Here is a 24,035-nt window from a genome sequence, read left to right as displayed (position 1 = left end):
GCGCTTCGATACATGCGGTAAAATATCTACGATTTGTAGATATTCACAGGGAGGCGTACATGGATATCGCCAAGATCTTCAAGCATGGCGGGTCGCAAGCCGTCCGGCTACCGAAGGAATTCCGCTTCGATGCAGAAGAGGTCCGGATTCGCCGACACGGCACCGCCGTGATTCTCGAGCCTGTTCCGCAAGACTGGGCCTGGCTAACCCAGCTGATCGGACCGGTCGACACCGACTTCGAAAGTGCGGCCACCACGCAACCCGCCGAGCAACTGCGGCCCGGTCTGGATCTGTTCGAATGAAATTCCTGCTGGACACGAACGCCGTGATCGCCATGCTCAAGGGCGAAACATCGATGCTGGCGCAGTTGCGTGCGTACTTGCCGGTCGACTTTGGATTGCCCTCAATCGTGGCTCACGAACTGTATTACGGCGCCTACAAGAGCCAGCGTTCGACGCAAAATCTGGCACGCGTCGAAGCGCTGCAGTTTGAGGTCGTTGCATTCGATGCGGAAGACGCCCAACACGCTGGCGAGATCCGCGCCCGACTGGCAGCCGCTGGCACGCCAATCGGCCCCTACGATGCGCTGATAGCGGGGCAAGCGCGTGCCCGTCGACTGACGCTCGTCACACACAATGTGCGCGAGTTTGCACGCGTGGACGGGTTGCGCGTTGAGGACTGGCAAGCTCATGCCTAGGTAAAGTTCGCCTGCGAGCCTGCGCCCGGGACAGCGCCCCAAGCCACCCAACAAATATAAGGGTCAGGGTTTTTGTAGAGACCACCTGCGCTTCCGAAGCCTTGCCCACAACAACACCAGGGTCCGCAAGCCGAGACCCCACATCTCGTTAACGCTAAAATATGCGTTTCCCCATTTCGAGCCGCAGCCGCGCCAACGCCTTCGACACCCGTCGAAGCCAGCCGGGCGCGGCGCTGCTTTCGTCCGCGCATCATGTTCACAATCGGCCGCCACACCCTGCGTAACAACCTGTTCGTCGCCCCTATGGCGGGCGTCACGGACCGGCCGTTCCGCCAGCTGTGCAAGCGCCTGGGCGCCGGCTACGCGGTCTCGGAGATGGTCGCGTCCAATGCGCAGCTCTGGAAGAGCGAAAAGACCATGCGCCGCGCCAACCACGCGGGCGAGGTCGAGCCCATCGCCGTGCAGATCGCCGGCGCCGACCCCGAGATGATGGCCGAAGCGGCGCGCTATAACGTCGCCAACGGCGCGCAGATCATCGACATCAACATGGGTTGTCCGGCCAAGAAGGTCTGCAACGTGGCGGCCGGCTCCGCGCTCCTGCAAAACGAACCGCTCGTCGCGCGCATCGTGAAGGCCGTGGTGGACGCCGTGGGCATCGGCCCCGATGCCGTGCCCGTCACGCTCAAGATCCGCACGGGCTGGGACCGCGAGAACCGCAACGCGCTCAGCGTCGCGCGCATCGCCGAAGACAGCGGCATTTCGATGCTGACAGTGCACGGGCGCACGCGCGCCGACCTCTATCACGGGGAAGCGGAGTACGAAACGATTGCAGCGGTCAAAGCCGCCGCGCGCATTCCAGTGGTCGCCAACGGCGACATCACGAAGCCGCAGAAGGCGCGCGAAGTGCTCGCCGTGACGGGCGCCGACGCCATCATGATCGGCCGCGCGGCGCAGGGCCGGCCGTGGCTCTTTCGTGAAATCGAGCATTTCCTCGCCACGGGCGAGCTGCTGCCGCCCCCGCGCGTCGATGAAATCCAGACGATCATGAACGAGCATCTGGAGGACCACTACGCGTTTTATGGCGAGTTTACGGGCGTGCGTACTGCGCGCAAGCATATCGGCTGGTACACTCGCGGCCTTTGTGGCGCCAATGCGTTCCGGCATCGCATGAACACGCTGGACACCACACGCGAACAGCTCGCCGCCGTCAACCAGTTCTTCGACGAGCAAAAGGCCGTTTCCGAGCGCCTCGTCTATGTCGACGACGAAAACGGCGCAGACGGCGAGCGCGAACCCACCGATCGACTGGCAGCATGAGCAAGCACAACATCGAACAATCCGTCCGCGAGAGTCTGGGCATCTACTTCCAGGATCTCGATGGCAGCAATCCGCACGACGTCTACGAAATGGTGATGGCGTGCGTCGAAAAACCGATGCTCGAGGTGGTGCTCGAGCAGGCAGGCGGCAATCAGTCGCTGGCCGCCGAGTATCTCGGCATCAACCGCAACACGCTGCGCAAGAAGCTTCAGCAGCACGGCCTGCTGTAACGGCCGTCGCCGCTCTTCGCACCTTACTGGCACTGGGCTTCTGGCGCGGACTCCTCGATCCCTCGGCAACTTCTCCCCCATCATGATCAAGCAAGCGCTCATCTCCGTTTCCGACAAGGCCGGTATCGTCGATTTCGCGAAATCGCTGTCGGACCTCGGCGTCAAGATCCTGTCGACCGGCGGCACCGCGAAACTGCTCGCGGACGCGGGCCTTCCCGTCACCGAAGTGGCCGACTACACCGGCTTCCCGGAAATGCTCGATGGGCGCGTGAAGACGCTGCACCCGAAGGTCCACGGCGGCATCCTCGCGCGCCGCGACCTGCCCGAGCACATGGCCGCGCTCGAAAAGCACGACATCCCGACGATCGACCTGCTGGTCGTGAACCTCTACCCGTTCGTCCAGACGGTGTCGAAGGACGAGTGCACGCTGGAAGACGCGATCGAGAACATCGACATCGGCGGCCCGACCATGCTGCGCTCGGCGGCGAAGAACCATCGCGACGTGACCGTCGTGGTCGATCCGGCCGACTACGCAAAGGTGCTCGAAGAGATGCGCGCGAGCGGCAACACCGTGAGCTACGCCACCAACTTTCGCCTCGCGACCAAGGTGTTCTCGCACACGGCGCAGTACGACGGCGCGATCACGAACTACCTCACGAGCCTCACTGAAGAGCTCGATCACAAGGCGCGCAACACTTACCCGGCCGTGCTGAACCTCGCGTTCGACAAGGTCCAGGACCTGCGCTACGGCGAGAACCCGCACCAGAGCGCCGCGTTCTACCGCGACCTGCAAACGCCCGCCGGCGCGCTCGCCAACTACAAGCAGATCCAGGGCAAGGAGCTCTCGTACAACAACATCGCCGACTCGGACGCGGCATGGGAATGCGTGAAGACCTTCGACGCGCCGGCCTGCGTGATCATCAAGCACGCGAATCCGTGCGGCGTGGCGATCGGCGCGAACGCGCACGAAGCGTACTCGAAGGCGTTTCAGACCGATCCGACCTCGGCGTTCGGCGGCATCATCGCGTTCAACCGCGAAGTGGACGAAGCGGCGGCACAAGCCGTGGCGAAGCAGTTCGTCGAAGTGCTGATCGCCCCGTCGTTCTCGGACGCCGCCAAGGCCGTGTTCGCGGCGAAGCAAAACGTGCGTCTGCTCGAAATCGCGCTGGGCGAAGGCCATAACGCGTTCGATCTGAAGCGCGTGGGCGGCGGCCTGCTGGTGCAGTCGCTCGACGCGAAGAACGTGCAGCCGCACGAGCTGCGCGTGGTCACGAAGCGCCACCCGACGCCCAAGGAAATGGACGACCTGCTGTTCGCATGGCGCGTCGCGAAGTTCGTGAAGTCCAATGCCATCGTGTTCTGCGCCAACGGCATGACGATGGGCGTGGGCGCGGGCCAGATGAGCCGCGTGGACTCGGCGCGCATCGCCAGCATCAAGGCAGAGAACGCGGGCCTGAAGCTCGCGGGCACGGCAGTCGCCTCGGATGCGTTCTTCCCGTTCCGTGACGGCCTCGACGTCGTGGTCAACGCGGGCGCGACCTGCGTGATCCAGCCGGGCGGCTCGATGCGTGACGACGAAGTGATCGCCGCCGCCGACGAGCACAACATCGCCATGGTGATGACGGGCATCCGCCACTTCCGTCACTGATCCTCGCGTGCGGCGTGCGCGCTGCACGCTGCGCCGCCTCGCTGCAAAGCCCGCCGGACACGCGTTCTGCGGGCTTTTTGTTTGCCGTGTGCGCCATGCGCATGGCGAGTCAGCGCTCGCAGGCCCTGTGTCGTTCGTTGTACCATCGCAAGCACATTCGTTTTTCCCGCAATTCATGAGAATTCTCGGCATCGACCCCGGCTTGCGCGTGACCGGCTTTGGCGTGATCGAGCGTCACGGCCATCAGCTCACGTATGTCGCAAGCGGCGTCATCCGCACCGCCGACGCCGATCTGCCCACGCGCCTCGGCACCATCTTCGAAGGCGTCTCCACGCTGATCCGCCAGCACGCGCCCGACCAGTCCGCGATCGAAAAAGTCTTCGTCAACGTCAATCCGCAGTCGACGCTGCTGCTCGGCCAGGCACGCGGCGCAGCCATCTGCGGGCTCGTTTCGGGCGGCGTGCCGGTGGCCGAGTACACCGCGCTGCAACTGAAGCAGGCCGTGGTGGGCTATGGCCGCGCGACCAAGGAGCAGATGCAGCAGATGGTCGTGCGCCTGCTCTCGCTCACGGGCACGCCCGGCACCGACGCCGCCGACGCGCTCGGCATGGCGATCTGCCACGCGCACAGCGGCGACGCGCTCGCCACGCTCGGCGGCATCGCACCCGCGCTCGCGAAGAAGGGCTTGCGCGTGCGGCGCGGACGCCTGATTGGTTAAACGCACGGTTAGCAGCACGGTTTGCGGCGCACCTGGCTGCGCAACGGGTTTCACGACGACACCCCTGGCCAGAAGGCCAACGTGCCCGGAAAGCACGCCGCGGCGCGGCGCGCTCCGCTACACTCTGCCCTTTCCCTCATCACTGAATCCGCCATGATCGGTCGCATTGCCGGCGTATTGCTGGAAAAGAACCCGCCGCACCTGCTCATCGACTGCAACGGCGTCGGCTACGAAGTCGACGTGCCGATGAGCACGTTCTACAACCTGCCCGGGGCCGGCGAAAAGATCGTGCTGCTCACGCAGATGATCGTGCGAGAGGACGCGCATCTGCTCTACGGCTTCGGCACGGCGCAGGAACGCGCGACGTTTCGCGAGCTGCTCAAGATCACCGGCATCGGCGCGCGCATGGCGCTGGCCGTGCTCTCGGGCATGAGCGTGCACGATCTCTCGCAGGCCGTGACGCTGCAGGATTCTGCGCGTCTAACGCGGGTGCCCGGCATCGGCAAGAAAACCGCCGAGCGCCTGCTGCTCGAACTCAAGGGCAAGCTCGGCGCCGACCTGGGCGCGATGGCCGCGGCGGCATCGCCCTCGGATCACGCGAACGACATCCTCAACGCGCTGCTCGCGCTCGGCTATTCGGAGAAGGAAGCGCTCGCCGCCATCAAGAGCGTGCCAGCCGGCACGGGCGTCTCCGAAGGCATCAAGCTCGCGCTGAAGGTGCTGTCGAAGGCTTGACGGCGCCGCCGCCCGGGCCGATGGCGCGCGGTACAATCGCTGCATGATCGAAACCGACAAACTCGCCGCAGACCGTGCGGGCGAAAACCGCGTGATCGCCGCCACGCCGGCCTCGTCCAAAGAGGAGGCGTTCGAGCGCGCCTTGCGCCCGCGCCAGCTCGACGAATACGTCGGCCAGGAAAAGGTGCGCGGGCAGCTCGAAATCTTCATCGAGGCCGCCAAGCGCCGCTCGGAACCGCTCGACCACGTCCTGCTGTTCGGGCCGCCCGGCCTCGGCAAGACCACCCTCGCGCACATCATCGCGCGCGAAATGGGGGTCAATCTGCGGCAGACCTCGGGCCCCGTGCTCGAACGCGCGGGCGACCTTGCGGCGCTGCTCACCAACCTCGAAGCGAACGACGTGCTCTTCATCGACGAAATTCACCGGCTCTCGCCGGTCGTCGAGGAAATTCTGTATCCGGCGCTCGAGGACTATCAGATCGACATCATGATCGGCGAAGGGCCGGCCGCGCGCAGCGTGAAGCTCGACCTGCAGCCGTTCACGCTCGTGGGCGCGACCACGCGCGCGGGCATGCTCACGAATCCGCTGCGCGACCGCTTCGGCATCGTCTCGCGGCTCGAGTTCTACAACGCGAGCGAGCTCTCGCGCATCGTGCAGCGCTCGGCCGCGCTGCTCGGCGCGCAGATCCATCCCAACGGCGCGCTCGAAATCGCGCGCCGCTCGCGCGGCACGCCGCGTATCGCCAATCGCCTGCTGCGCCGCGTGCGCGATTACGCCGAGGTGAAGGCCGACGGCGCAATCACCGCGCAAGTCGCCGACGCCGCGCTCAAGATGCTGGACGTCGATCCGGTGGGCTTCGACCTGATGGACCGCAAGCTGCTCGAAGCGATCCTGCACAAGTTCGACGGCGGCCCGGTGGGCGTGGACAACCTCGCAGCGGCCATCGGCGAAGAGCGCGACACGATCGAGGACGTGCTGGAGCCCTACCTGATCCAGCAAGGCTTCCTGCAGCGCACGCCACGCGGACGCGTGGCCACGCAGCTCACCTACCGCCACTTCGGCCTCACCGTGCCCGACGACGCATCGACCGGCGGCGACTGGACCCCGGACGCGTCGTAAGGCGCGGCAGGGCGCCACGCAGCACGAGCGAAAGCACGATGTCCGATCACGCCGGCCTGCCTCCCAACGCTCCCGAGCCGACTGGCCTCGTTGGCCAGCTCGCGCGGCGCCTGCGCATGACGCTCGCCGAAAACGTCACGCATCTCACCACGGGCAGCGGCCCGAAGCTCGACTACTCGTCGCCGCCCGGCGACCCCGGCCTCTTCGGCCCTGACACCGTCTGCTGGAAAGTGCATGCCGATTTCGCCGGGATGATGGCGGGTGGCATCAGCGCGCTGCTGCTGCAAGCCTTGCACCCGCTCGCGCTCGCGGGCGTGTGGGACCACTCGACGTTTCGCGCCGACATTCTCGGCCGCCTGCGCCGCACCGCGACCTTCATTGCCGGCACCACCTACGGCTGCCGCGCAGACGCGCTCGCACTCATCGAGCGCGTGAAGACGATCCACCTCGCGGTGACGGGCACCGGCCCCGATGGCCGCCCCTATCGCGCGAGCGATCCCGCGTTGCTCACCTGGGTGCACGTGGCCGAGGTGTCGAGCTTTCTCGCCGCGTATCTGCGCTACGTGAATCCCGCACTGCCCGGCGAAACGCAAGACCAGTACTACGCCGAGGTCGCGCTTATCGCGCAGTTGCTGGGCGCAACCGAAGTACCCCGCTCGCGCGCCGAAGTCACCGCGTATCTGGAAGCGATGCAGCCCGAGCTCGTAGCGAGCGAGCGTACGCGCGAAGTCGTGCGCGTGCTGATGGAAGCGCCCGTGCCGCGTCCGGCAATGCGCCCCGCCGGCGCGCTGATGCGCCATGCGGGCATCAATCTCCTGCCGCCGTTCGCCCAGCAGATGCTCGGCTTCGACCGCTTCGCCCTGGCACGCCGCGCGATGGTGCAGCCGGGCATGCGCGCGGTCGCGCCCGTGTTGCGCTGGGCGCTCGTCAACGGCGTCTCGAAGCGCGCGCGCCGGCGTGCGGCCGCCCCTGCGGCGCGCTGAACACCCTCCTCGTCCCGCGCGCAACGAAAAACGGCCAGACTGCTTGAGCAGGCTGGCCGTTTTCGTTTGGCAGGAAACGTCGACCGGTGCGAGACCGGGCGCTTCTTACATCTTCACCACGTCGAGCAGCGTCTTCTTGCCCGCCTTGTAGGCGTAGAGCGAGATCACGCCATGCTTCAGATCGCCCTTCGAATCGAACACCGTTTCGCCGATCACGCCTTTGTAATCGGTGCCCGGGATCTGCGCGAGGACCTTCGCAGCGTCAGTCGAGCTCGCGCGCTTCATGGCGTCGACGACGATGTACACCGCGTCGTAGGTGAACGGCGCATCGTATTCGACCGGATGGCCAAAGCGCTTCTGGTACTTCGCCGAGAACGCCGCGCCGCCTTCCATGCGCTCGAGCGCCATGCCGGCCTGCGAGCAGACGATGTTGTCGGCCGCCGTGCCCGCGAGCTGCGCGAGGCTTTCCGTGCACACGCCGTCGCCCGCCAGCACCTTCGCGCGCAGGCCGAGCTGCCGCGCCTGCTTGGCGAACGGGCCGCCGGTGGCGTCCATGCCGCCGTACATGATCGCGTCCGGGTTCTCGCCCTTGATCTTCGTGAGGATCGCGCGGAAATCGACGGCCTTGTCGTTGGTCGCATCGTGCGAAACGACCTTCATGCCGAGCGACTTCGCGGTCTTCTCGAACTCGTTCGCGAGGCCCTGGCCATAGGCGGTCGAATCGTCGACCACGGCAACGGTCTTCACGTTCAGGCTTTTCGCGGCGTAGTCGGCGAGCGCGGGGCCTTGCTGCGCATCGGTCGCGACCACGCGATAGGTCGTCTTGAAGCCTTGCTGCGTATAGGCCGGGTTCGTCGACGAGGGCGAGATCTGCACGATGCCCGCGTCGCTATAGATCTTCGAAGCCGGAATCGACGCGCCCGAGTTCAGGTGGCCGATCACGGCCACGACCTTGTCGTCGACGAGCTTCTGCGCCACCTGGGTGGCCTGGCGCGGGTCGGCCGCGTCGTCCTGGCCGTCGAGCGCGAGCGTGACCTTCTGGCCGCCGATCGTGAGGCCCTTCGCGTTGATCTCTTCGATCGCGAGACGCGCGCCGTTTTCGTTGTCCTTGCCGAGGTGTGCCGAGCCACCCGTGAGCGGGCCCACGTGACCGATCTTCACGACCTGGTCCGCGCCAGCGTTGGCCGACAGTGCAGCGAACGCCACGACAGCGGCGCTCACCGGCAACAGCTTGTGAAGCTTGAACGTCATTGAGAATCTCCTGCGACTTGTTCTTTCTGGAAACTGCCTTTCGATTTTCATGACCCCGGCTTCGCCGACACCGCCTGCACGTGGTGCGCGCGCGTCCCTCTTCAACGCGCGGCCGGCGCTCGCAAGGATGGTTGAGAATCGCTGCAAGATACGCACCGTCACCCCACCAGCGTGGCAAAGCGCAAAGGTCTGATAAATGGTATCAGGCGCACCCGTTTTACGGTTGGCCTTTGGAAAGCAGTTGAAAGTCGCGGGTAAGAGACTTGACGCCTGGGCCGAACGCTGTAGGCGGTAAAAGCGCTGCTCGTGCGGCGAACGGCACTTTTACTGCCCAGCGTTTAACGGCTCGCTTCGGGCGTGCGCTTGAAGCTGTCGTCGGCGCTTACGCTCGGCAGATGCGTGACGTCGCCCCACGCGACCACCCGCGCTTGCGTCACCGGCCCGTCGCGCTCGAAGTCGACGACGTTCACGCTCGTGTTGAAAAGCGGCCAGGCACGCGGCGCGTCGAGCGCGAGCCCGTTCGCGAAACGATAGATGCAATCGAGCACGCCACCATGTGCAACGCAGGCGATGCGCCCTTCGGGATGCTTCACGAGGATTGGCTCCAGCGCGTGCAGCACGCGGTGGTAGAACGCGCGCTGCGACTCGCCCTCGGGCGGCGCGAAACCGGGGTCGCGCGTTTGCCAGTGCGCGTATTCGTCGGGAAAGCGTTCGGCGATCTGGTCGCTGTCGTGGCCCTGGAAGGCGCCGTAGTTACGCTCGCGCAGGCCTTCGGTGAGCTGAAGCGGCAACCCGAGCGCAGCAGCAATGGGCTGCGCGGTTTGTTGCGCGCGCATCAGGTCGCTCGACCAAATCGCGTCGAGGCGTGCGCCTTTACGTGCCACATGCGCCTCATGCACCTCATGGACCTCGCGCGCCTCATGGGCAAAACGCGCGCCGAGCAATTGAGCCTGCTCGACGCCGCTCTCCGCAAGCGGAATATCGATGTGCCCCTGAATGCGCTTGATGCGGTTCCAGGCCGTTTCGCCGTGGCGGATGAAGAGAATCTGCGTAGTCATGGATTAATTGCGCACCTGCAGCCAGAACGTGACGGGGCCGTCGTTCACGAGCGAGACCTGCATATCAGCGCCGAACTCGCCGGTCTCGACCATCGGGTGCTTTTCTCGCGCGGCGGCGACGAAGTAGTCGAACAGACGCCGTCCCTCGTCGGGCGGCGCCGCAGGTGTAAAGCTCGGACGCAGGCCGCTGTTGGTATCGGCGGCGAGCGTGAACTGCGAGACCAGCAGCAGGCCGCCGGCCGCGCCGTTGCCGTCGATGTTCTGCACCGGCAGGTTCATCTTGCCTGCTGCGTCGCTGAACACGCGGTAGCCCAGCAGCTTCGCGAGCAGCTTGTCGGCATTCGCTTCGGTGTCGCCGCGCTCCGCGCAGACGAGCGCGAGCAGGCCCTGGCCAATCGCGCCGGTCACGCGCTCAGTTTGGCCATCAGCGACGCGCACTTCCGCGCGGCGCACGCGTTGAATCAGCGCGATCATCGCGTGCGCTCCTTCAGCGCGCACACGCGCATCGCGCCCATGCAGGCAAAAACACGAACCGTCATCACGCGGTGAGCGTCACGCGCGCAAAGCGCCGCTTGCCGACCTGCACGATGAACTCACCCGGCTCGACCTTCAGTCCCTTGTCGGACACGGTCGCACCGTCGATCTTCACGCCACCCTGCTCGATATTGCGCAGCGCCTCGCTCGTGGAGGGCACGAGCCCCGCCTGCTTGAGCAGCTGGCCGATGGCGAGCGGCGCGCCCGCGAGCGTGACCGACGGGATGTCGTCGGGCACGCCGCCCTTCGCACGGTGGTTGAAGTCTTCGAGCGCGCGCCCGGCGTCGGCCTGCGAGTGGAAGCGCGCGACGATCTCCTGCGCGAGCAGCACCTTGAAATCGCGCGGGTTGCGGCCCGCCTCGATTTCGCGCTTGAAGCCTTCGATTTCCGCCATCGGACGGAACGAGAGCAGTTCGAAGTAACGCCACATCAGCACGTCGGAGATGCTCATGAGCTTGCCGAACATGTCGTTGGGCTTCTCGCTGATGCCGACGTAGTTGTTCTTCGACTTCGACATCTTCTCGACGCCGTCGAGTCCTTCGAGCAGCGGCATCGTGAGAATGCACTGCTGTTCCTGCCCGTACTGCTTCTGCAGCTCGCGGCCCACGAGCAGGTTGAACTTCTGGTCCGTGCCGCCGAGCTCGAGGTCGGCATTGAGCGCGACCGAGTCGTAGCCCTGCATCAGCGGGTAGAGGAATTCGTGAATCGAGATCGGCACGCCGCCCTGGAAGCGCTTGGTGAAGTCCTCGCGCTCGAGAATGCGCGCGACCGTGTAGCGCGACGCGAGCTTGATCATGCCGTCGGCGCCGAGCGGCATCGACCATTCGCTGTTGTAGCGGATCTCGGTCTTCTCGCGGTCGAGCACGAGCGCGGCCTGCTCGAAATACGTTTTCGCGTTCGACTCGATCTGCTCGCGCGTGAGCGGCGGGCGCGTGGCGTTGCGGCCCGACGGGTCGCCGATCAGCGAGGTGAAGTCGCCGATCAGGAAGATCACGTTGTGGCCGAGATCCTGAAGCTGGCGCATCTTGTTGAGCACGACCGTGTGGCCGATGTGGATGTCGGGCGCGGTCGGATCGAGCCCGAGCTTGATGCGCAGCGGCTTGCCAGTGGCGGCGCTCTTCGCAAGCTTTTGCTGGAATTCTTCTTCGATCAGCAGTTCGTCGACGCCGCGCTTCGTGACGGCAAGCGCGTGACGGACTTCGTCGGTGACCGGAAAGGCGTCTTTGGCGCCGCTGTTGGGAGTGGACTCGGTGCTCATGCTTCGATCGTCTCGTTGGGTCTAGACCGCGATTTTACGTGATTCGACTCGCGAGGCCGAAGTTTGCGCGTGAACACGGCTCGTGCGGCGCGGGTCCACATGAGGCGGCGCGGGCAAGCACGAGCTGGGTCACGACGCAGCCGCGCCGCTCACGAGCGAGCGACCGCTCGCTCGACGCGCGGCGCGCCCTTCGAGCGCGCCTGCCAAAGGTCGTAGGCAGCCTGCTGCGCGAGCCAGAGATCGGCGCGGCCGCCGTGCTCCTCGCCGAGCCACGCTTCGAGCCGCAGCGCCATTTCCTGCGAAATACCCGCGCGAGCGTTGAGCACGCGCGAGAGCGCCACACGCGTGACGCCGAGCTGCGCCGCGGCCTCGGTCACGCTCAGCCCGAGCGCCGGAAGGATGTCCTCGCGAAGCGTCTCGCCCGGGTGCGGCGGGTTATGCATGCGGATGATCTCGTTCATCTTCAATGTGCCTCAGTGGTAATCGCGGTAATCGACGAGCACCGCATGGCTGCCCTCGAACGCGAAGGTCAACCGCCAGCTGCCGTTCACGCATACCGCGTGATGGCCCTCGAGCGAACCCGCCAGCGCATGGCAGCGCCATCCCGGCACGTTCATGTCCCGCGCGGACTCGGCCTCGTCCAGCCGCGCGAGCTGGCGACGCAGCCGAGGTGCGTGGTCGGGCCGCACGCCCGCTTGCGTACCGTCGAAAAAGAACGCTTTGAGCCCTTTGTGTTTCCACGACTTGATCATGGTGCCCCTGACAAAGCGAAACGAACATGGATAGCTCGGTTCGTGGGCGCCGGACGATCTGTATAGCGTATAGGCTCACTATACAATCCGCGATTGGCACAATCAACGTGCTCGAGCACGAAGCTTGATCGAATCGAGGTTCCGCCCGTGCCCACACGAGCCAGACAGGTCCATAGGGTCACATGCCAGGCGCGTTCGGCTCAATTCATCCGATCGGCTTACGCTGAATGGCCATTGCCCCGATAATCACCGTCAGAATCCCTTCTTCGCACTCACGAAAGGAGCACAAACGTGGCGCCACGCGACGCACGTAAAGACAGCGCACATCCGGCCGACGGTGTGTATTTCGGTCTGATGTCAGGCACCAGCATGGACGGCGTGGACGGCATCGCTGTGCGCTTCGAGCACGGCAAGCGGCCCGTAGTGCTGGCCGAGGCCTTCGTGGGCTTCGCGCAGAGCCTGCGCGAGGCGCTCTTTTCGCTCCAGCAGCCCGGCGAAAACGAGATCGAGCGCGCGTCGCTCGCAGGCAATGCGCTCACGGCGCGCTATGCGGTCTGCTGCCACGAGTTGCTGCGCGCCGGCAATGTCTCCGCCAGCGAGGTGCGCGCCATCGGCGCCCACGGCCAGACCATCCGTCATCGGCCCGAGAAAGGCTTCACGGTGCAGATCCAGAACCCCGCGCTGCTCGCGGAGCTTGCGCACATCGACGTGATCGCCGACTTCCGCAGCCGCGACGTCGCCTCGGGCGGCCAGGGCGCGCCGCTCGTGCCGGCGTTTCACGCGACGCTATTCGGCTCGCATGAGGAAACCCGCGTCGTCTGCAATCTCGGCGGCATCAGCAACATCACGATCCTCGCGGCGACGGGCGCGGTGCGCGGCTTCGACTGCGGCCCGGCCAACGCGCTGCTCGATCTGTGGGCCGAGCGGCATCTGGGCAAGCCCTACGACGAGAACGGCCAGTTCGCGGCGAGTGGCAATCTGCACCAGCCGCTCCTGAACCTGCTGCTCGACGAGCCGTTCTTCGAGCAACAGCCGCCCAAGAGCACGGGCCGCGATCTCTTCAACGCCGCGTGGCTCGACGCAAAGCTCAAGGGCTTCGAATCGCTCGCGCCCGCCGACGTGCAGGCCACGCTCGTCGCGCTCACCGCGGTGAGCGTCGCACGCGAAATCGAGCGTCATGCGGGAGACTGCCGCGCGGTTTATGTCTGTGGCGGTGGCGCACGCAACCGTGCGTTGATGGGCGCGCTGCAAAAAGCGCTGGAGACGGGCGGCGTGGCGGGCGTGCCGGTCACGACCACCGACGCGCTGGGCGTGCCGCCCCAGCAGGTGGAGCCGCTAGCCTTCGCGTGGCTTGCGATGCGCTGCGTCGCGCGCGAGCCGGGCAATCTGCCGACCGTGACGGGCGCGGCGGGAGAGCGCGTGCTGGGCGCGATCTATCCGCGATAAAAAACGCGCGATAAAGAACGTGAGCCTGGAAAAGAAAAACGGGGCGTGATGCCCCGTTTTTCAATGCCTGGCGTGTCCGCTCAAACCGAGAACGACGAACCGCAACCACAGGTGGTCGAGGCATTCGGGTTCTTGATGACGAACTGCGCGCCATTCAGATCGTCCTTGTAGTCGATCTCGGCGCCGACGAGGTACTGATAGCTCATCGAGTCGATCAGCAGTTGGACGCCGTTTTTGTTCATCACGGTGTCGTCTTCGTTGACGGTCTCGTCGAACGTGAATCCGTACTGGAAGCCCGAACAGCCGCCGCCCTGCACGAACACACGCAGCTTCAGCTCCGGATTGCCTTCCTCGTCGATCAGTTGCTTGACCTTGTCAGCCGCTGCGTCGGTAAAGACGAAGGGACCGGGCATTTCAGTCACGGGGGTCTCAGTGACAGCGCTCATTCGAACTCTCCAAAAAAGCTTCTAGCCGCTATTGTAGGGCTCTTCCGCAGATCGTGCTTAAGCCCAGAAAATCAAGGGTTTCTCGCCACTTTCTTGCGGCTGGTGCTACACATTTCGGGCATCGTTGCCGAACAAACCAGAAACCAAACGAAAAAGCCGCCCGGCGCAATGAGCGCGGACGGCTTTTGCAGTTGCATTGCGCCCGATTCCGCGAAGGAAAGGGTGCAATCCAAAGCGTATTAACGCTTCGAGAACTGCTTGCGGCGACGTGCCTTGTGGAAACCGACCTTCTTACGTTCCACTTCACGTGCGTCACGGGTGACGAAGCCAGCTTGCGACAGTGCCGGCTTGAGCGTCGCGTCGTAGTCCATCAGCGCGCGCGTGATGCCGTGGCGAACTGCGCCGGCCTGGCCGGTTTCGCCGCCGCCCGTCACGTTCACCTTGATGTCGAACGTCGTGCCGTGGTTCGTGAGTTCCAGCGGTTGACGCACGATCATCAGCGACGTTTCGCGCGAGAAGTAGTCAGCGATAGGCTTGCCATTGACGATGATGTCGCCCTTGCCCGACTTGATGAAGACACGAGCGACTGCGCTCTTGCGGCGGCCCGTACCGTAATTCCAGTTACCGATCATGTGGGCTCCCCTTAGATCTCGAGCGCCTTCGGCTGTTGCGCCGAGTGCGGATGCGTTGCGTCTGCGTAGACCTTGAGCTTCTTGATCATCGCGTAACCGAGCGGGCCCTTCGGCAGCATGCCCTTCACGGCTTTCTCGAGCGCGCGGCCCGGGAAGCGTTCTTGCATCTTGCCGAACGTCGTTTCGTAGATACCGCCCGGGTAGCCCGAGTGACGGTAGTACTTCTTGTCGGTGGTCTTGTTGCCCGTGACCTTCAGCTTGCCGGCGTTGATGATGATGATGAAATCACCAGTGTCGACGTGCGGGGTGAACTCAGGCTTGTGCTTGCCGCGAAGACGGCGTGCCACTTCGCTGGCGACACGGCCGAGAACCTTATCCGTCGCGTCAATCACGTACCATTCGCGCTGCACTTCATGTGCCTTGGCGGAAAAAGTCTTCATGATCGATCCAAAAAAAATGCTGTGCCCTGATTCTGTCCTGCTTGTATGGTGACGCTCGTTGGCGCCGGCGCAGGCTCTCCCTGTTCTTCCCCCGCGGGCATGGATGCGGGAAACCCACGATTATAAAGGAAAAAATCGGGCCGAGCCAAGTTTTTGGTGCCGCGCGCAAGTGCCGGCCGCCATCGTGCGGCGATTTGTACGCTTTTTGCGCGCATCCCACCCCGTTCTCCCATCTATTTGACGCATATCACCCCTATTTAGACAGATGCGGCGCCCGATTTGGGTAGAGTGACGCGTCTACGATCCATTTCAGGGAATGATCATGCGCAGGATCGGTTTGGCCGACGATCACCCCATCATCATGGATGCGCTGGAAGCGGCGCTGCTCGAAACGGGCGAATTCGAGATCGCCTTCAAGGTACGCACCGGCGAACAGCTGCTGGACGCCTTGCGCACCTGTCCGTGCGAATACGTCGTGACCGACTACTCGATGACGCAGGGCGCGCCAGGCGGCGACGGGCTTGCCCTGATCGAGCGCGTATTGCGGCAGTTCGCGCCGCTTCGGCTGGTGGTCTTCACGATGTTGTCGAACCCCGCGCTGTGCGGGCAGCTCGCGCAACTGGGCGTACATGGGATCGTCAGCAAGAACGACGAGCGCCACGAAGTGCTGCGGGCGCTGCGCGCCATCGAGGCGGGCGCCAAACTGCCCTGGCGCTCGCCCAGCCTGCGCGGCTGGCTCTATGAGCCGCTCAAATCGGTCAAGCCCGCGTGCAACGACCTCGCCGCGCTCAGCCAGCGCGAGCTCGACGTGGTGCGCCTGTTCGCGCAGGGCCAGACGCTGGACGAAATCGCCGCCAATCTTCAGCGTGCGAAAAGCACGGTCGCCACGCACAAGCAGAACGCCATGCACAAACTCGGCATAGCGAATAACGCCGATCTGATCTGCTATGCCTACGACGTCGGGATCGTCCGATAGCGTGTGCGCCACGCCGCGGTGGCGTGCCCTCCTAGCCCCGTTGCTCCGGCTGTGGATCGTGCTGAGCCTGTGCGCCATGAGCTGGGCGGGCACGGCATTCGCGGCGCAGCCCGCTCCGGTTGCCGAGCTTGCTCTCGCGAGTCCGCTCACGCGCGCTCGCTTCCCTGTCGATTTGTCCGCGCAAGAAACCGGTTGGCTGGCCCGCCACGGCACGCTCGTCGCGGGCCTGTACGGCGGCGATTACGCGCCGTTCCAGTTTCGCTCGGACAACGACACCGTCAAAGGCATCACGGTCGACTATCTGGCGCTGCTCGGCAACGCGCTGCAACGGCCCGTGCGGGTGCGCTGGTTCGCCAATCGCAGCGCCGCGCTCGCCGCACTGCGCGCGCATGAAATCGACGTGCTGGGCGAGATCGGCTCGGCACCTTTCGTGCAACCCGACGCGCCCTACGCCGTGCCCTGCCTGCACATGCCGCTCGCCACCGTGCGCCGCGCGGGCCCCATGCTCGCAAGCAACGGCGCATGGGACGGGCGCGGTGTCGTCAAAGACAACGAGCCAGAACCTCTCGCCGCCCTGCAAAAGCAGCGGCTAGAGGCAACCGGCAAGGCAACGCTCTTTGACGCGCTCGAAGCCGTGTCGCTCGGCCAGGCCGACTTCTATGTGGGCGACCTGATCAGCGCCACCTATTACGTCGAACAGGGCATCTTCCTGAACCTGCGCGTCGTGCGTGTCGAAAGCGAGGAAACCACGCTCGCCCTCGCCATCGCAGCGGACCGGCCCGCTCTGCGGCGCGTCGTCGGCGCCGGCATCGACGCGGTTCCGGCATGGATGCGCCGCAGCATCCTGCGCCGCTGGACGGCGGGCGCGGTGCCCGACATCGTTGGCCGGCCACAGCTGAGCGCCGCCGAACAACGTTGGCTCGAGGCGCATCCCGTGGTGCGGGTGGGCGTCAACACGACCGAAGCTCCCTATACCTTCATCGACTCCGCGGGCGAGTTCACCGGCATGTACGCCGACCTGCTCAAGCTGATCAGCCGGCGCACCGGGCTGCGCTTCGAAGTGTCCGCGCGCGCGTCGACCGCCGGGCTCGAGGACGATCTGCGCGCCCAACGCACGCAACTCGTGACGACCTTGATGCCCACCCCCGAGCGGCGCGGCTTTCTGGATTTCAGCGAGGACATTGCCCCCATGATCTGGGCGCTCGTCGAGCGGCGCGGCACGGCGAGCGCGGGCACGACGCCGCTCGCGGTGTTCGACGGACTCGATGGGCTCGAGGCCCTGCGCGGCAAGCGCCTCGCGCTGACACGCGGTCACGGGCTGGCCGGCACGCTGCGCGCGCTCCACCCCGACATCGCGCTCGTGTTCGCGTCCACGCCCAACGACGCGCTGGTTCAGGTTGCGCAAGGCCACGCCGATGCGGCGCTGCTCAGCATGGCGAACGCCAGCTACACGGTCGAGCGGTATTTTCCCAATCAGCTGCGGATTGCCGCGACCGCATTCGGCGGCCCGGATCAGGCACGCTTCGGCGTAGAAGCCCATTCGCCGGAACTGCTCGGCATCCTGAACAAAACGCTGGCTGGCATCACGCCCGCCGAGCGCGCCAGCATCGCCTCGAAATGGCTCGTCAACATCAACTATCCAAGCAGTACGTGGGAGAACCTGCGCCGCCAGGTGTTCCACTGGCTGCCGTGGGCGCTAGGCGCACTTGGGCTTGCGCTCGCGTGGAACAGCCTGCTGCGCTATCAGATCCGCCGCCGCAAGCAGCTCGAACGCGAGTTGCGCGCAGCGCGCGACGAGGCAGAACGCGCGAACACGGCCAAGAGCGACTTTCTCGCGGTCATGAGCCACGAGATCCGTACGCCGATGAGCGCGGTGATCGGCCTGCTAGAGCTTGCGCATCGGCGTGCCCAGGCGGGCGTGGCCGACGAGCAGGCGCTCGCGCTCGCCGAGTCATCGGCGCGCGGCTTGCTCGATCTGGTCGGCGACCTGCTCGACCTGCGCAAGGCGGAGGCCGGCGAGCTGACGCTCTCGCCGTGCGCCGTGCAACTGCGCGCACTGCTGGCCGACACGGTGACGCTGTTTCGCTACGCTGCCGAGCTCAAGGGACTGCGCCTCTCGCACGGCGTGGCGGCCGACGTGCCCGAATGGGCCGCGTTCGATCCGGTAAGACTGCGCCAGGCGATCTCCAATCTGCTCTCGAACGCACTCAAGTTCACCGCGCACGGCGAAATCGAGCTCCAGGCAAGCCTCGTCGCGGCCGGGCCAGTGGCCGAAGATGAGAGCCGGGAAGCCTCGCCGCTTTTACGCATCGTCGTGCGCGACACCGGTAGCGGCATTCCCGCCGCCGACCTGCCGACGCTCTTCGAGCCGTTCAGGCAGGCGTCGTCGCCGGCCGCCCATATGGGCACAGGACTCGGGCTTGGCATCGTCAAACGGCTCATTACGCTGATGGGCGGGCGCATCGAACTCGCGAGCAATCCGGGCGACGGCACTTGCGTGAGCTTCGAGGTGCCTTGCCGCAGCGTGTCGGGCGACGCAGCAGAGCAAACGCCACTGCTCTTTGCCGCAGCATCGCACCGCATCCTCATCGTGGACGACCATCCCGTCAACCGGCGCATCCTCGCCGACCAGCTTGCCTGGCTCGGCTACACGCCCATCGAGGCGTCCGGCGCGCAAGAAGCCCTGCACCTGCAGCAGGCCGGCGTCGACCTGGTGCTCACCGACTGCAACATGCCCGTCGTTTCCGGCATCGAGCTTGCACGCCACATCCGGGCCGACGAAGCCGCGCGCTCGAGCACCCGCTGCCCGATCGTCGGCTACACCGCAAATGCGCTGCCCGAGGCGCGCGCTGCCTGCCTGCAGGTGGGCATGGACGAGGTGCTCGTCAAACCGCTCGACGTTACGCAGATCGGCCGTGTCCTCGCGCGCTGGTTCGCGACCCAGACCGACCGGCCAGCGCAGGCGGCCTGGCCCGACGCACCCGCATCGCCGCGAATCGAAACGGAGCTGGCGAACAGCCTGCGAGACGACTGCGCGGCGCTGGAGCGCGCCCTCGCCGCGCACGCATGGCTCGAAGTCGCCGATCTCGCACACCGCCTGCGCGGCGTACTCGCCTGCACGCTCGCCGACGCCGATATCGATCAGGCATGCCTGGTACTCGAAATGCTCGCGAGAAGATCTGGCCATACCGGCCCGGAAAAACTTCGGGCGCAAGGCGCGCGCGTCACCGCACTCTTGCGCCCGCATGCCGCTCGCTAACGCAAGCCGCGCCGCATGGGGCGGGCAAGCGCGGCAACTCGCACGACAACTCTCGAATAAATTCGATGCGCGCCTGCGACGAGCTGGGGCACAGTATCAACGAGCGGCACACAGCGCCGCTCACAACTCACGGAGTGAAGAAATTCATCATGAAAAAAATCATCGTCGCGTCTGCCCTGCCTTTCATCTTCATCAGCACTGCTACGTTTGCTGGCGCGCAGGATTGCGCAACCCGCATCAACGCAATCCAGACGCAGATCCAGAACGCCAAGCAATGGGGTAACGTCAACCAGGTCGCAGGTCTCGAGCGCTCGCTGGCGAACGTGCAGGCGAACTGCAAGGACACGAATCAGATCGAGCGCGCCCAGCGCGATGTCCAGCAGAAGCAGGAAGACGTTCGCAAGGCTCAGGCCGAAGTGGCAGAAGCCTCCGACAAGCTGCGCGATGCACAAAGCCGCGGCGACGCAAAGAAAATCCAGAGCGCCCAGGAAAAGCTCGCCGACAAGCAGGACAAGCTGCGCGAAAAAATGGACAAGCTGCGCGTGGCGCAAGCCGATCTCGCCGCGCTGAAGGGCTAAGGGGTATAACGGCGCTTCGCGCGTAGTCGAAGCGCCCCCTCTGATACAGGGACAGGTGGCAGCCGCCCCCTGTCCTTTTTTCATTGATCGAGCACGACGTTGGTGGCTGTTGGTGGCTATTAGAGGATCGCTGTTTCCGGTCTGCGGCGTAGCGCTACTGTTTGCACCTCTTACCGGGTATGCAGGCGAGCCGTATCTTTCGGGCGACGATCTTGAAAGCGCTGCGCGTGACGCTACCCCGCCCGGGCCCGGCTTTATGCCCGCCGTTCCCAATGAACACGACGCCGATGCGCCTGTATCGCCTGCCAACGATGAAGAGCGGCCGCAGTTGGAGCCGATCAAGGCTGGCGTCTATGTGAACGGTCGCTGGAACGGCTATTACTCGTTGACCGTGCGTGACGACGGCCTGTTTTGCGTGCCGGTCTCAGACTGGCTGGAATGGGGCGTCGCAGAAGATGCGCGGTTCGTGCCGGATGGCAACGCGGGCGAGATGCAATGCGTGCAGCCCCAGCGCGCACCCGCCAGCGCGCAGCCGGACACGCCCGGCGACGAAGACGAAACGGTGCGGCTGAGTTACGACGCGAGCCGGCAGCGAATGACGGTGCGCATCGACGCGTCGTTGCTGAGCCACTCGCGCGGCTCCGTGCAGCCTGCACGCCTTGACCATGGCGTATCGGCGCTCCTGCTCGATTACCAGTTCAGCGCGTCGCGCAGCGAAGGCACCAACGTACCCGCCAACGGACGATCCACCACGCTGTACGGCAATATCAATGCGGGTGCCAATTTCGGCCCCTGGCGCTTTCGCACCCGCCAGGTCTATTCACGCGGGACGGTGGGGCCGCCACAGTGGGAAAACCTCGGCACATGGCTCCAACGCGATATCGCCTCTTTGCGCGCAAGGCTGCTGATTGGGGAAGGCACGACTGACAGCCTGCTGTTCGACGGCGTGCCGTTCACCGGCGTGCAACTGACGTCCGAAGACGATCTGCGACCGGACTATCTGACGAGCTACGCACCCGTGGTACGCGGCATGGCGCTCGGCAACGCCGAGGTCTTCGTGCGCCAGCGCGGCGTGCTCATCTATCACGCGAACGTGACGCCAGGCCCCTTCGCGCTCCATGACGTGCACCCGCCGTCGAGTAGCGGCGATCTCAACGTAACGGTCCGGGAAGCGGATGGGACCGAGCGCGTGTCGATCATCCCGTACATCTCCATGCCGCTGCTCCTGCACGACCGGGACGTCAAGTACGCGTTCAACGTGGGCCGCTACCGGCGTGAAAGCACCTATGAACGCTATGCACAACCCGAGTTCATGCAGGCGACGCTCGGTTTCGGGTTGCCGCTCGGCCTCAGTGCGTTCGCCGGCATCGTCGAGGCGCGCGGGTATCGCAGCACGGCCGCCGGCGCCGGGTGGAGCCTGGGCGCTGCCGGCGCAGCTTCGCTCGATGTCGCGCGCTCGAATGCAGCGCAACCCAGCGGCACCACGACAAGCGGCTATCGCATCCGGGCCCGCTACGCGAAAACGTTCGCAAGCAGCGGCACGGGCATCAGCGTCGATTGGCGGCGCTTCACAGGCGAAGGTTTCCGCACGCTTGCAGACCAGTTGCAGCGGAATGCCGAGCGGGCCTTCTGGCGCGAACTCTTTGGCGACGATGCCCCGGATGCGCCAGCCGAGGCCAAACGCCAAAGCCAGTTGCGGCTCGATGTCCGGCAGAATTTCGGCGATACGGCCAATTTGTACGCAACCCTCAGCGCCTACCGCTACACCGGCCACTCGCCCTCGCGGCTATCGACGCAAATTGGCGCGAGCTGGTACGGCGAGCGCTTCGATATCGACTTGCAGGCCGGATGGAATCGTTTCGCGAATCAAAGCAATGTGGCGCTCATGGCCACGCTGTCCATTCCGCTATCGATCGGCTGGAAAAAAAGCAGTCTGCGCTACGCCGCGTCGCTGAACCGCGACGACGACGGTGCGCTCACATGGGGCAACCAGTTGTCGGGCTCCGCCCTGCGCGACTACCGGCTCAGCTATTCGTTGAGCCAGCAGCGTTCCTCCGACACGGGCAATCAGTACGGCGCGCGCGTGGGTTACCAGGCCGATGCAGGCCGTATCGACGCCGGCTATGAAAAAGGACGCGGCTACCACAAGACTGACCTTGCACTCGCGGGCGGCGTGGTGGGGTATCGCGGCGGCGTAGTGGCTGGCCAATCGCTCGGCGAGACCATTGCCGTGGTCGATGCACCGGGCTATGCGGACGCGAGCGTAGACGGCCAGCTTGGGACGCGAATAAATTCAGACGGCCGCGCGGTCATCTCGCATCTGACACCTTACAGGGTCAATCGGGTCGGGCTCGATGGGCTCGAGCTCGGCGACGACCTCGACTACACCTCGCTGTTTCGCGAAGTTGCGCCAACATTGGGCGCCGTGATCTACGTGCCGATCCGTCCGCAACGGATGCTCCCTCCAGGCTGACAACCGGGATCGGCGGAGAACGAATCGGGTGCCGCAGGAAACTGCGGCTGGAGAAATAAAAAAAGCCCGAACGCGTTTGTTCGGGCTTAATCCACCTCTTGGAGGAGGGTGGAGGAGACATGCTGAGGTGTCGTGAAGCACGACAACCAATGCAACGAATTATACGGATCGACCTTGTGCGACGCAAGAAGATTTGCATTGTGAAAATCAACACCGTAATGTGAAATCACAAAGCGATGCACGCACGAATAAATTATCAATAAAAATCAATGCGTTATGGCTTTCCCACAGACAGGCGGCGCGTATTGACTAGAGCAAAACCCCTAATTGCACGAGGGAAATCGGACTTGTTCGTAAGATGTCGCGTCGCAACATTCAAGCTGGGCGCCTCATCCGCATGCGCCCTGTCCCCCCGGACATACCAGTAGGCAGGGGCTACAATGCCTGTTGAATCGAAAAACTTGCGCAGGGGCAAACGCATGGAATGCAAAGTGAGCTGGATGGGTCAGGACGGCATGGCGTTCGCCGCCGAAACGGGTAGCGGCCATCTCGTCAACATGGATGGCGCGCCGGAAGGCGGTGGCCACAATCTCGCGCCGCGCCCGATGGAAATGGTGCTCCTCGGCACGGGCGGCTGCACGGCCTACGATGTGGTCCTGATTCTGAAAAAGAGCCGCCAGGAAGTGGCCGGCTGCAACGTGACGCTCAAGGCCGAGCGCGCGAGCGAAGACCCCAAGGTCTTCACGAAGATCCACTTCCACTTCACCGTGACCGGCAAGAACCTGAACCCCGCCACCGTCGAGCGCGCGATCACTCTCTCGCATGACAAGTATTGCTCGGCGTCGATCATGATCGGCAAGACGGCCGAGATCACGCACTCGTTCGAGATCGTCGCGGCTTAAGTCGCGCCCACTCGACTCGCGGTATCGGCGTAAAAGAAAAGCCGGCGCGCTCCAATGGAGTGCGCCGGCTTTTTGCCGTCGTTTTGATCGAAAACGCGGTGGGAATGAGGTGGCAAAGCAGGCCGATAAGCCGGATTCTGTGCACGCGCCGCGTCCGAAGACGCGCCGCACGTGGCAGCCATTCCTCTAGGCGCGCCATTGCTGACGCGCTCAAGCTTCCTACCCGCAGACGGAATGGGGGCCCCATCCTGCATCCCGAAGATGCGCGCCTGCCTACTTGGAATTGCTCCGGGTGGAGGTTACCGTGCCGTCTACGTCGCCGCAGACGCGGTGCGCTCTTACCGCACCGTTTCACCCTTACCTGATCCCGACCGAAATCGGGCCATCGGCGGTCTGTTCTCTGTTGCCCTGTTCCGCGTGTCGCCACGGATGGCCGTTAGCCATCACCCTGCCCTGTGGAGTCCGGACTTTCCTCGCCCCCTTGGCCGAAACCTCGGGGCCGCGACTGCCTGGCCTGCTTTGCGAGGCGCGATATTAGCACGGGTAGACGCATCGCGCCGGATGCACGAGGCGTCGGGCACG

24 protein-coding genes and 1 other RNA gene are annotated in these 24,035 nt (G+C 64.9%); 15 read left to right on the top strand and 10 right to left on the bottom strand.

What is annotated here, in order from left to right; genetic code table 11:
* Window positions 1–59: 59 nt before the first annotated feature.
* The 9 genes from EYW47_RS18350 to EYW47_RS18310 all read left to right on the top strand — a co-directional run bounded on the left by EYW47_RS18350 (window position 60) and on the right by EYW47_RS18310 (window position 7,448).
* On the top strand, window positions 60–302 hold the full coding sequence (locus EYW47_RS18350; RefSeq protein ID WP_133196250.1) for an antitoxin: 243 nt from the start codon (window positions 60–62) through the stop codon (window positions 300–302).
* Entirely contained in the window at window positions 299–697 is a 399-nt protein-coding gene (locus EYW47_RS18345; protein WP_133196249.1) for a type II toxin-antitoxin system VapC family toxin, read from the top strand. Before EYW47_RS18350 ends, EYW47_RS18345 begins: the two co-directional genes overlap by 4 nt.
* Before the next feature lie 252 nt (window positions 698–949).
* The gene (dusB, locus tag EYW47_RS18340; protein ID WP_133196248.1) at window positions 950–2,014 is read left to right on the top strand and encodes a tRNA dihydrouridine synthase DusB; all 1,065 of its coding nucleotides are present in this window, start codon (window positions 950–952) and stop codon (window positions 2,012–2,014) included.
* Window positions 2,011–2,244 (top strand): Fis family transcriptional regulator, encoded by a 234-nt coding sequence (locus tag EYW47_RS18335; RefSeq protein WP_028216158.1) that lies wholly within the window; start codon window positions 2,011–2,013, stop codon window positions 2,242–2,244. Before dusB ends, EYW47_RS18335 begins: the two co-directional genes overlap by 4 nt.
* Before the next feature lie 82 nt (window positions 2,245–2,326).
* Entirely contained in the window at window positions 2,327–3,892 is a 1,566-nt protein-coding gene (gene purH, locus EYW47_RS18330) for a bifunctional phosphoribosylaminoimidazolecarboxamide formyltransferase/IMP cyclohydrolase (protein WP_133196247.1), read from the top strand.
* 175 nt (window positions 3,893–4,067) lie between these two features.
* Entirely contained in the window at window positions 4,068–4,610 is a 543-nt protein-coding gene (gene ruvC, locus EYW47_RS18325) for a crossover junction endodeoxyribonuclease RuvC (RefSeq protein ID WP_133196246.1), read from the top strand.
* Window positions 4,611–4,763: 153 nt separating this feature from the next.
* A complete protein-coding gene (ruvA, locus tag EYW47_RS18320; RefSeq protein ID WP_133196245.1) occupies window positions 4,764–5,345 on the top strand; it encodes a Holliday junction branch migration protein RuvA in 582 nt (193 codons plus the stop codon).
* A gap of 43 nt (window positions 5,346–5,388) precedes the next feature.
* Window positions 5,389–6,465 carry a Holliday junction branch migration DNA helicase RuvB gene (gene ruvB / locus EYW47_RS18315; protein WP_133196244.1) on the top strand — a complete coding sequence of 359 codons (1,077 nt, stop codon included), beginning with the start codon at window positions 5,389–5,391 and terminating at the stop codon, window positions 6,463–6,465.
* A gap of 116 nt (window positions 6,466–6,581) precedes the next feature.
* Entirely contained in the window at window positions 6,582–7,448 is an 867-nt protein-coding gene (locus EYW47_RS18310) for an oxygenase MpaB family protein (protein ID WP_240763779.1), read from the top strand.
* A gap of 105 nt (window positions 7,449–7,553) precedes the next feature.
* Here EYW47_RS18310 and EYW47_RS18305 read toward each other — a convergent pair whose 3' ends face one another.
* From EYW47_RS18305 to EYW47_RS18280, 6 genes are all read right to left on the bottom strand, one after another.
* The gene (locus EYW47_RS18305) at window positions 7,554–8,699 is read right to left on the bottom strand and encodes a branched-chain amino acid ABC transporter substrate-binding protein (protein WP_133196242.1); all 1,146 of its coding nucleotides are present in this window, start codon (window positions 8,697–8,699) and stop codon (window positions 7,554–7,556) included.
* 338 nt (window positions 8,700–9,037) lie between these two features.
* The gene (locus tag EYW47_RS18300) at window positions 9,038–9,757 is read right to left on the bottom strand and encodes a histidine phosphatase family protein (RefSeq protein WP_133196241.1); all 720 of its coding nucleotides are present in this window, start codon (window positions 9,755–9,757) and stop codon (window positions 9,038–9,040) included.
* 3 nt (window positions 9,758–9,760) lie between these two features.
* Window positions 9,761–10,231 (bottom strand): D-aminoacyl-tRNA deacylase, encoded by a 471-nt coding sequence (gene dtd, locus EYW47_RS18295; protein WP_133196240.1) that lies wholly within the window; start codon window positions 10,229–10,231, stop codon window positions 9,761–9,763.
* Window positions 10,232–10,295: 64 nt separating this feature from the next.
* The gene (tyrS, locus tag EYW47_RS18290; RefSeq protein ID WP_133196239.1) at window positions 10,296–11,549 is read right to left on the bottom strand and encodes a tyrosine--tRNA ligase; all 1,254 of its coding nucleotides are present in this window, start codon (window positions 11,547–11,549) and stop codon (window positions 10,296–10,298) included.
* Window positions 11,550–11,698: 149 nt separating this feature from the next.
* Window positions 11,699–12,001, bottom strand: a complete 303-nt coding sequence (locus EYW47_RS18285; protein ID WP_133196327.1) for a HigA family addiction module antitoxin — start codon at window positions 11,999–12,001, stop codon at window positions 11,699–11,701.
* Window positions 12,002–12,022: 21 nt separating this feature from the next.
* Complete coding sequence (locus tag EYW47_RS18280) at window positions 12,023–12,301, bottom strand: type II toxin-antitoxin system RelE/ParE family toxin (RefSeq protein WP_133196238.1); 279 nt, start codon at window positions 12,299–12,301, stop codon at window positions 12,023–12,025.
* A gap of 291 nt (window positions 12,302–12,592) precedes the next feature.
* Between EYW47_RS18280 and EYW47_RS18275 the strand changes: the two genes are divergently transcribed.
* Window positions 12,593–13,747, top strand: a complete 1,155-nt coding sequence (locus EYW47_RS18275; protein WP_133196237.1) for an anhydro-N-acetylmuramic acid kinase — start codon at window positions 12,593–12,595, stop codon at window positions 13,745–13,747.
* Between the two features lie 80 nt (window positions 13,748–13,827).
* Here the strand turns inward: EYW47_RS18275 and erpA are convergent, their stop codons facing one another.
* The 3 genes from erpA to rplM form a co-directional block, all read right to left on the bottom strand.
* Window positions 13,828–14,193, bottom strand: a complete 366-nt coding sequence (gene erpA, locus EYW47_RS18270; protein WP_133196236.1) for an iron-sulfur cluster insertion protein ErpA — start codon at window positions 14,191–14,193, stop codon at window positions 13,828–13,830.
* A 239-nt stretch (window positions 14,194–14,432) separates the two neighbouring features.
* A complete protein-coding gene (gene rpsI, locus EYW47_RS18265) occupies window positions 14,433–14,825 on the bottom strand; it encodes a 30S ribosomal protein S9 (protein ID WP_133196235.1) in 393 nt (130 codons plus the stop codon).
* Between the two features lie 11 nt (window positions 14,826–14,836).
* Window positions 14,837–15,265, bottom strand: a complete 429-nt coding sequence (rplM, locus tag EYW47_RS18260; RefSeq protein WP_027795838.1) for a 50S ribosomal protein L13 — start codon at window positions 15,263–15,265, stop codon at window positions 14,837–14,839.
* Window positions 15,266–15,587: 322 nt separating this feature from the next.
* On the opposite strand from rplM, the gene EYW47_RS18255 reads away from it, so the two are divergent.
* From EYW47_RS18255 to EYW47_RS18235, 5 genes are all read left to right on the top strand, one after another.
* On the top strand, window positions 15,588–16,241 hold the full coding sequence (locus tag EYW47_RS18255; protein ID WP_165976608.1) for a LuxR C-terminal-related transcriptional regulator: 654 nt from the start codon (window positions 15,588–15,590) through the stop codon (window positions 16,239–16,241).
* Window positions 16,242–16,299: 58 nt separating this feature from the next.
* Entirely contained in the window at window positions 16,300–19,500 is a 3,201-nt protein-coding gene (locus EYW47_RS18250; RefSeq protein WP_165976607.1) for an ATP-binding protein, read from the top strand.
* Between the two features lie 149 nt (window positions 19,501–19,649).
* Window positions 19,650–20,078, top strand: a complete 429-nt coding sequence (locus EYW47_RS40925; RefSeq protein WP_165976606.1) for a DUF1090 domain-containing protein — start codon at window positions 19,650–19,652, stop codon at window positions 20,076–20,078.
* 256 nt (window positions 20,079–20,334) lie between these two features.
* Window positions 20,335–22,551, top strand: a complete 2,217-nt coding sequence (locus EYW47_RS18240) for a fimbria/pilus outer membrane usher protein (RefSeq protein WP_133196231.1) — start codon at window positions 20,335–20,337, stop codon at window positions 22,549–22,551.
* A gap of 479 nt (window positions 22,552–23,030) precedes the next feature.
* A complete protein-coding gene (locus tag EYW47_RS18235; protein ID WP_133196230.1) occupies window positions 23,031–23,453 on the top strand; it encodes an OsmC family protein in 423 nt (140 codons plus the stop codon).
* Between the two features lie 110 nt (window positions 23,454–23,563).
* Here EYW47_RS18235 and rnpB read toward each other — a convergent pair.
* Window positions 23,564–23,974: RNase P RNA component class A (gene rnpB / locus EYW47_RS18230), an RNA gene on the bottom strand.
* Between the last annotated feature and the right edge of the window lie 61 nt (window positions 23,975–24,035).

Origin of the sequence: Paraburkholderia silviterrae (assembly GCF_004353915.1) — a bacterium.
GTDB classification, from domain to species: Bacteria; Pseudomonadota; Gammaproteobacteria; order Burkholderiales; family Burkholderiaceae; genus Paraburkholderia; species Paraburkholderia silviterrae.
This window is presented reverse-complemented; position numbering and strand designations above follow the sequence as displayed.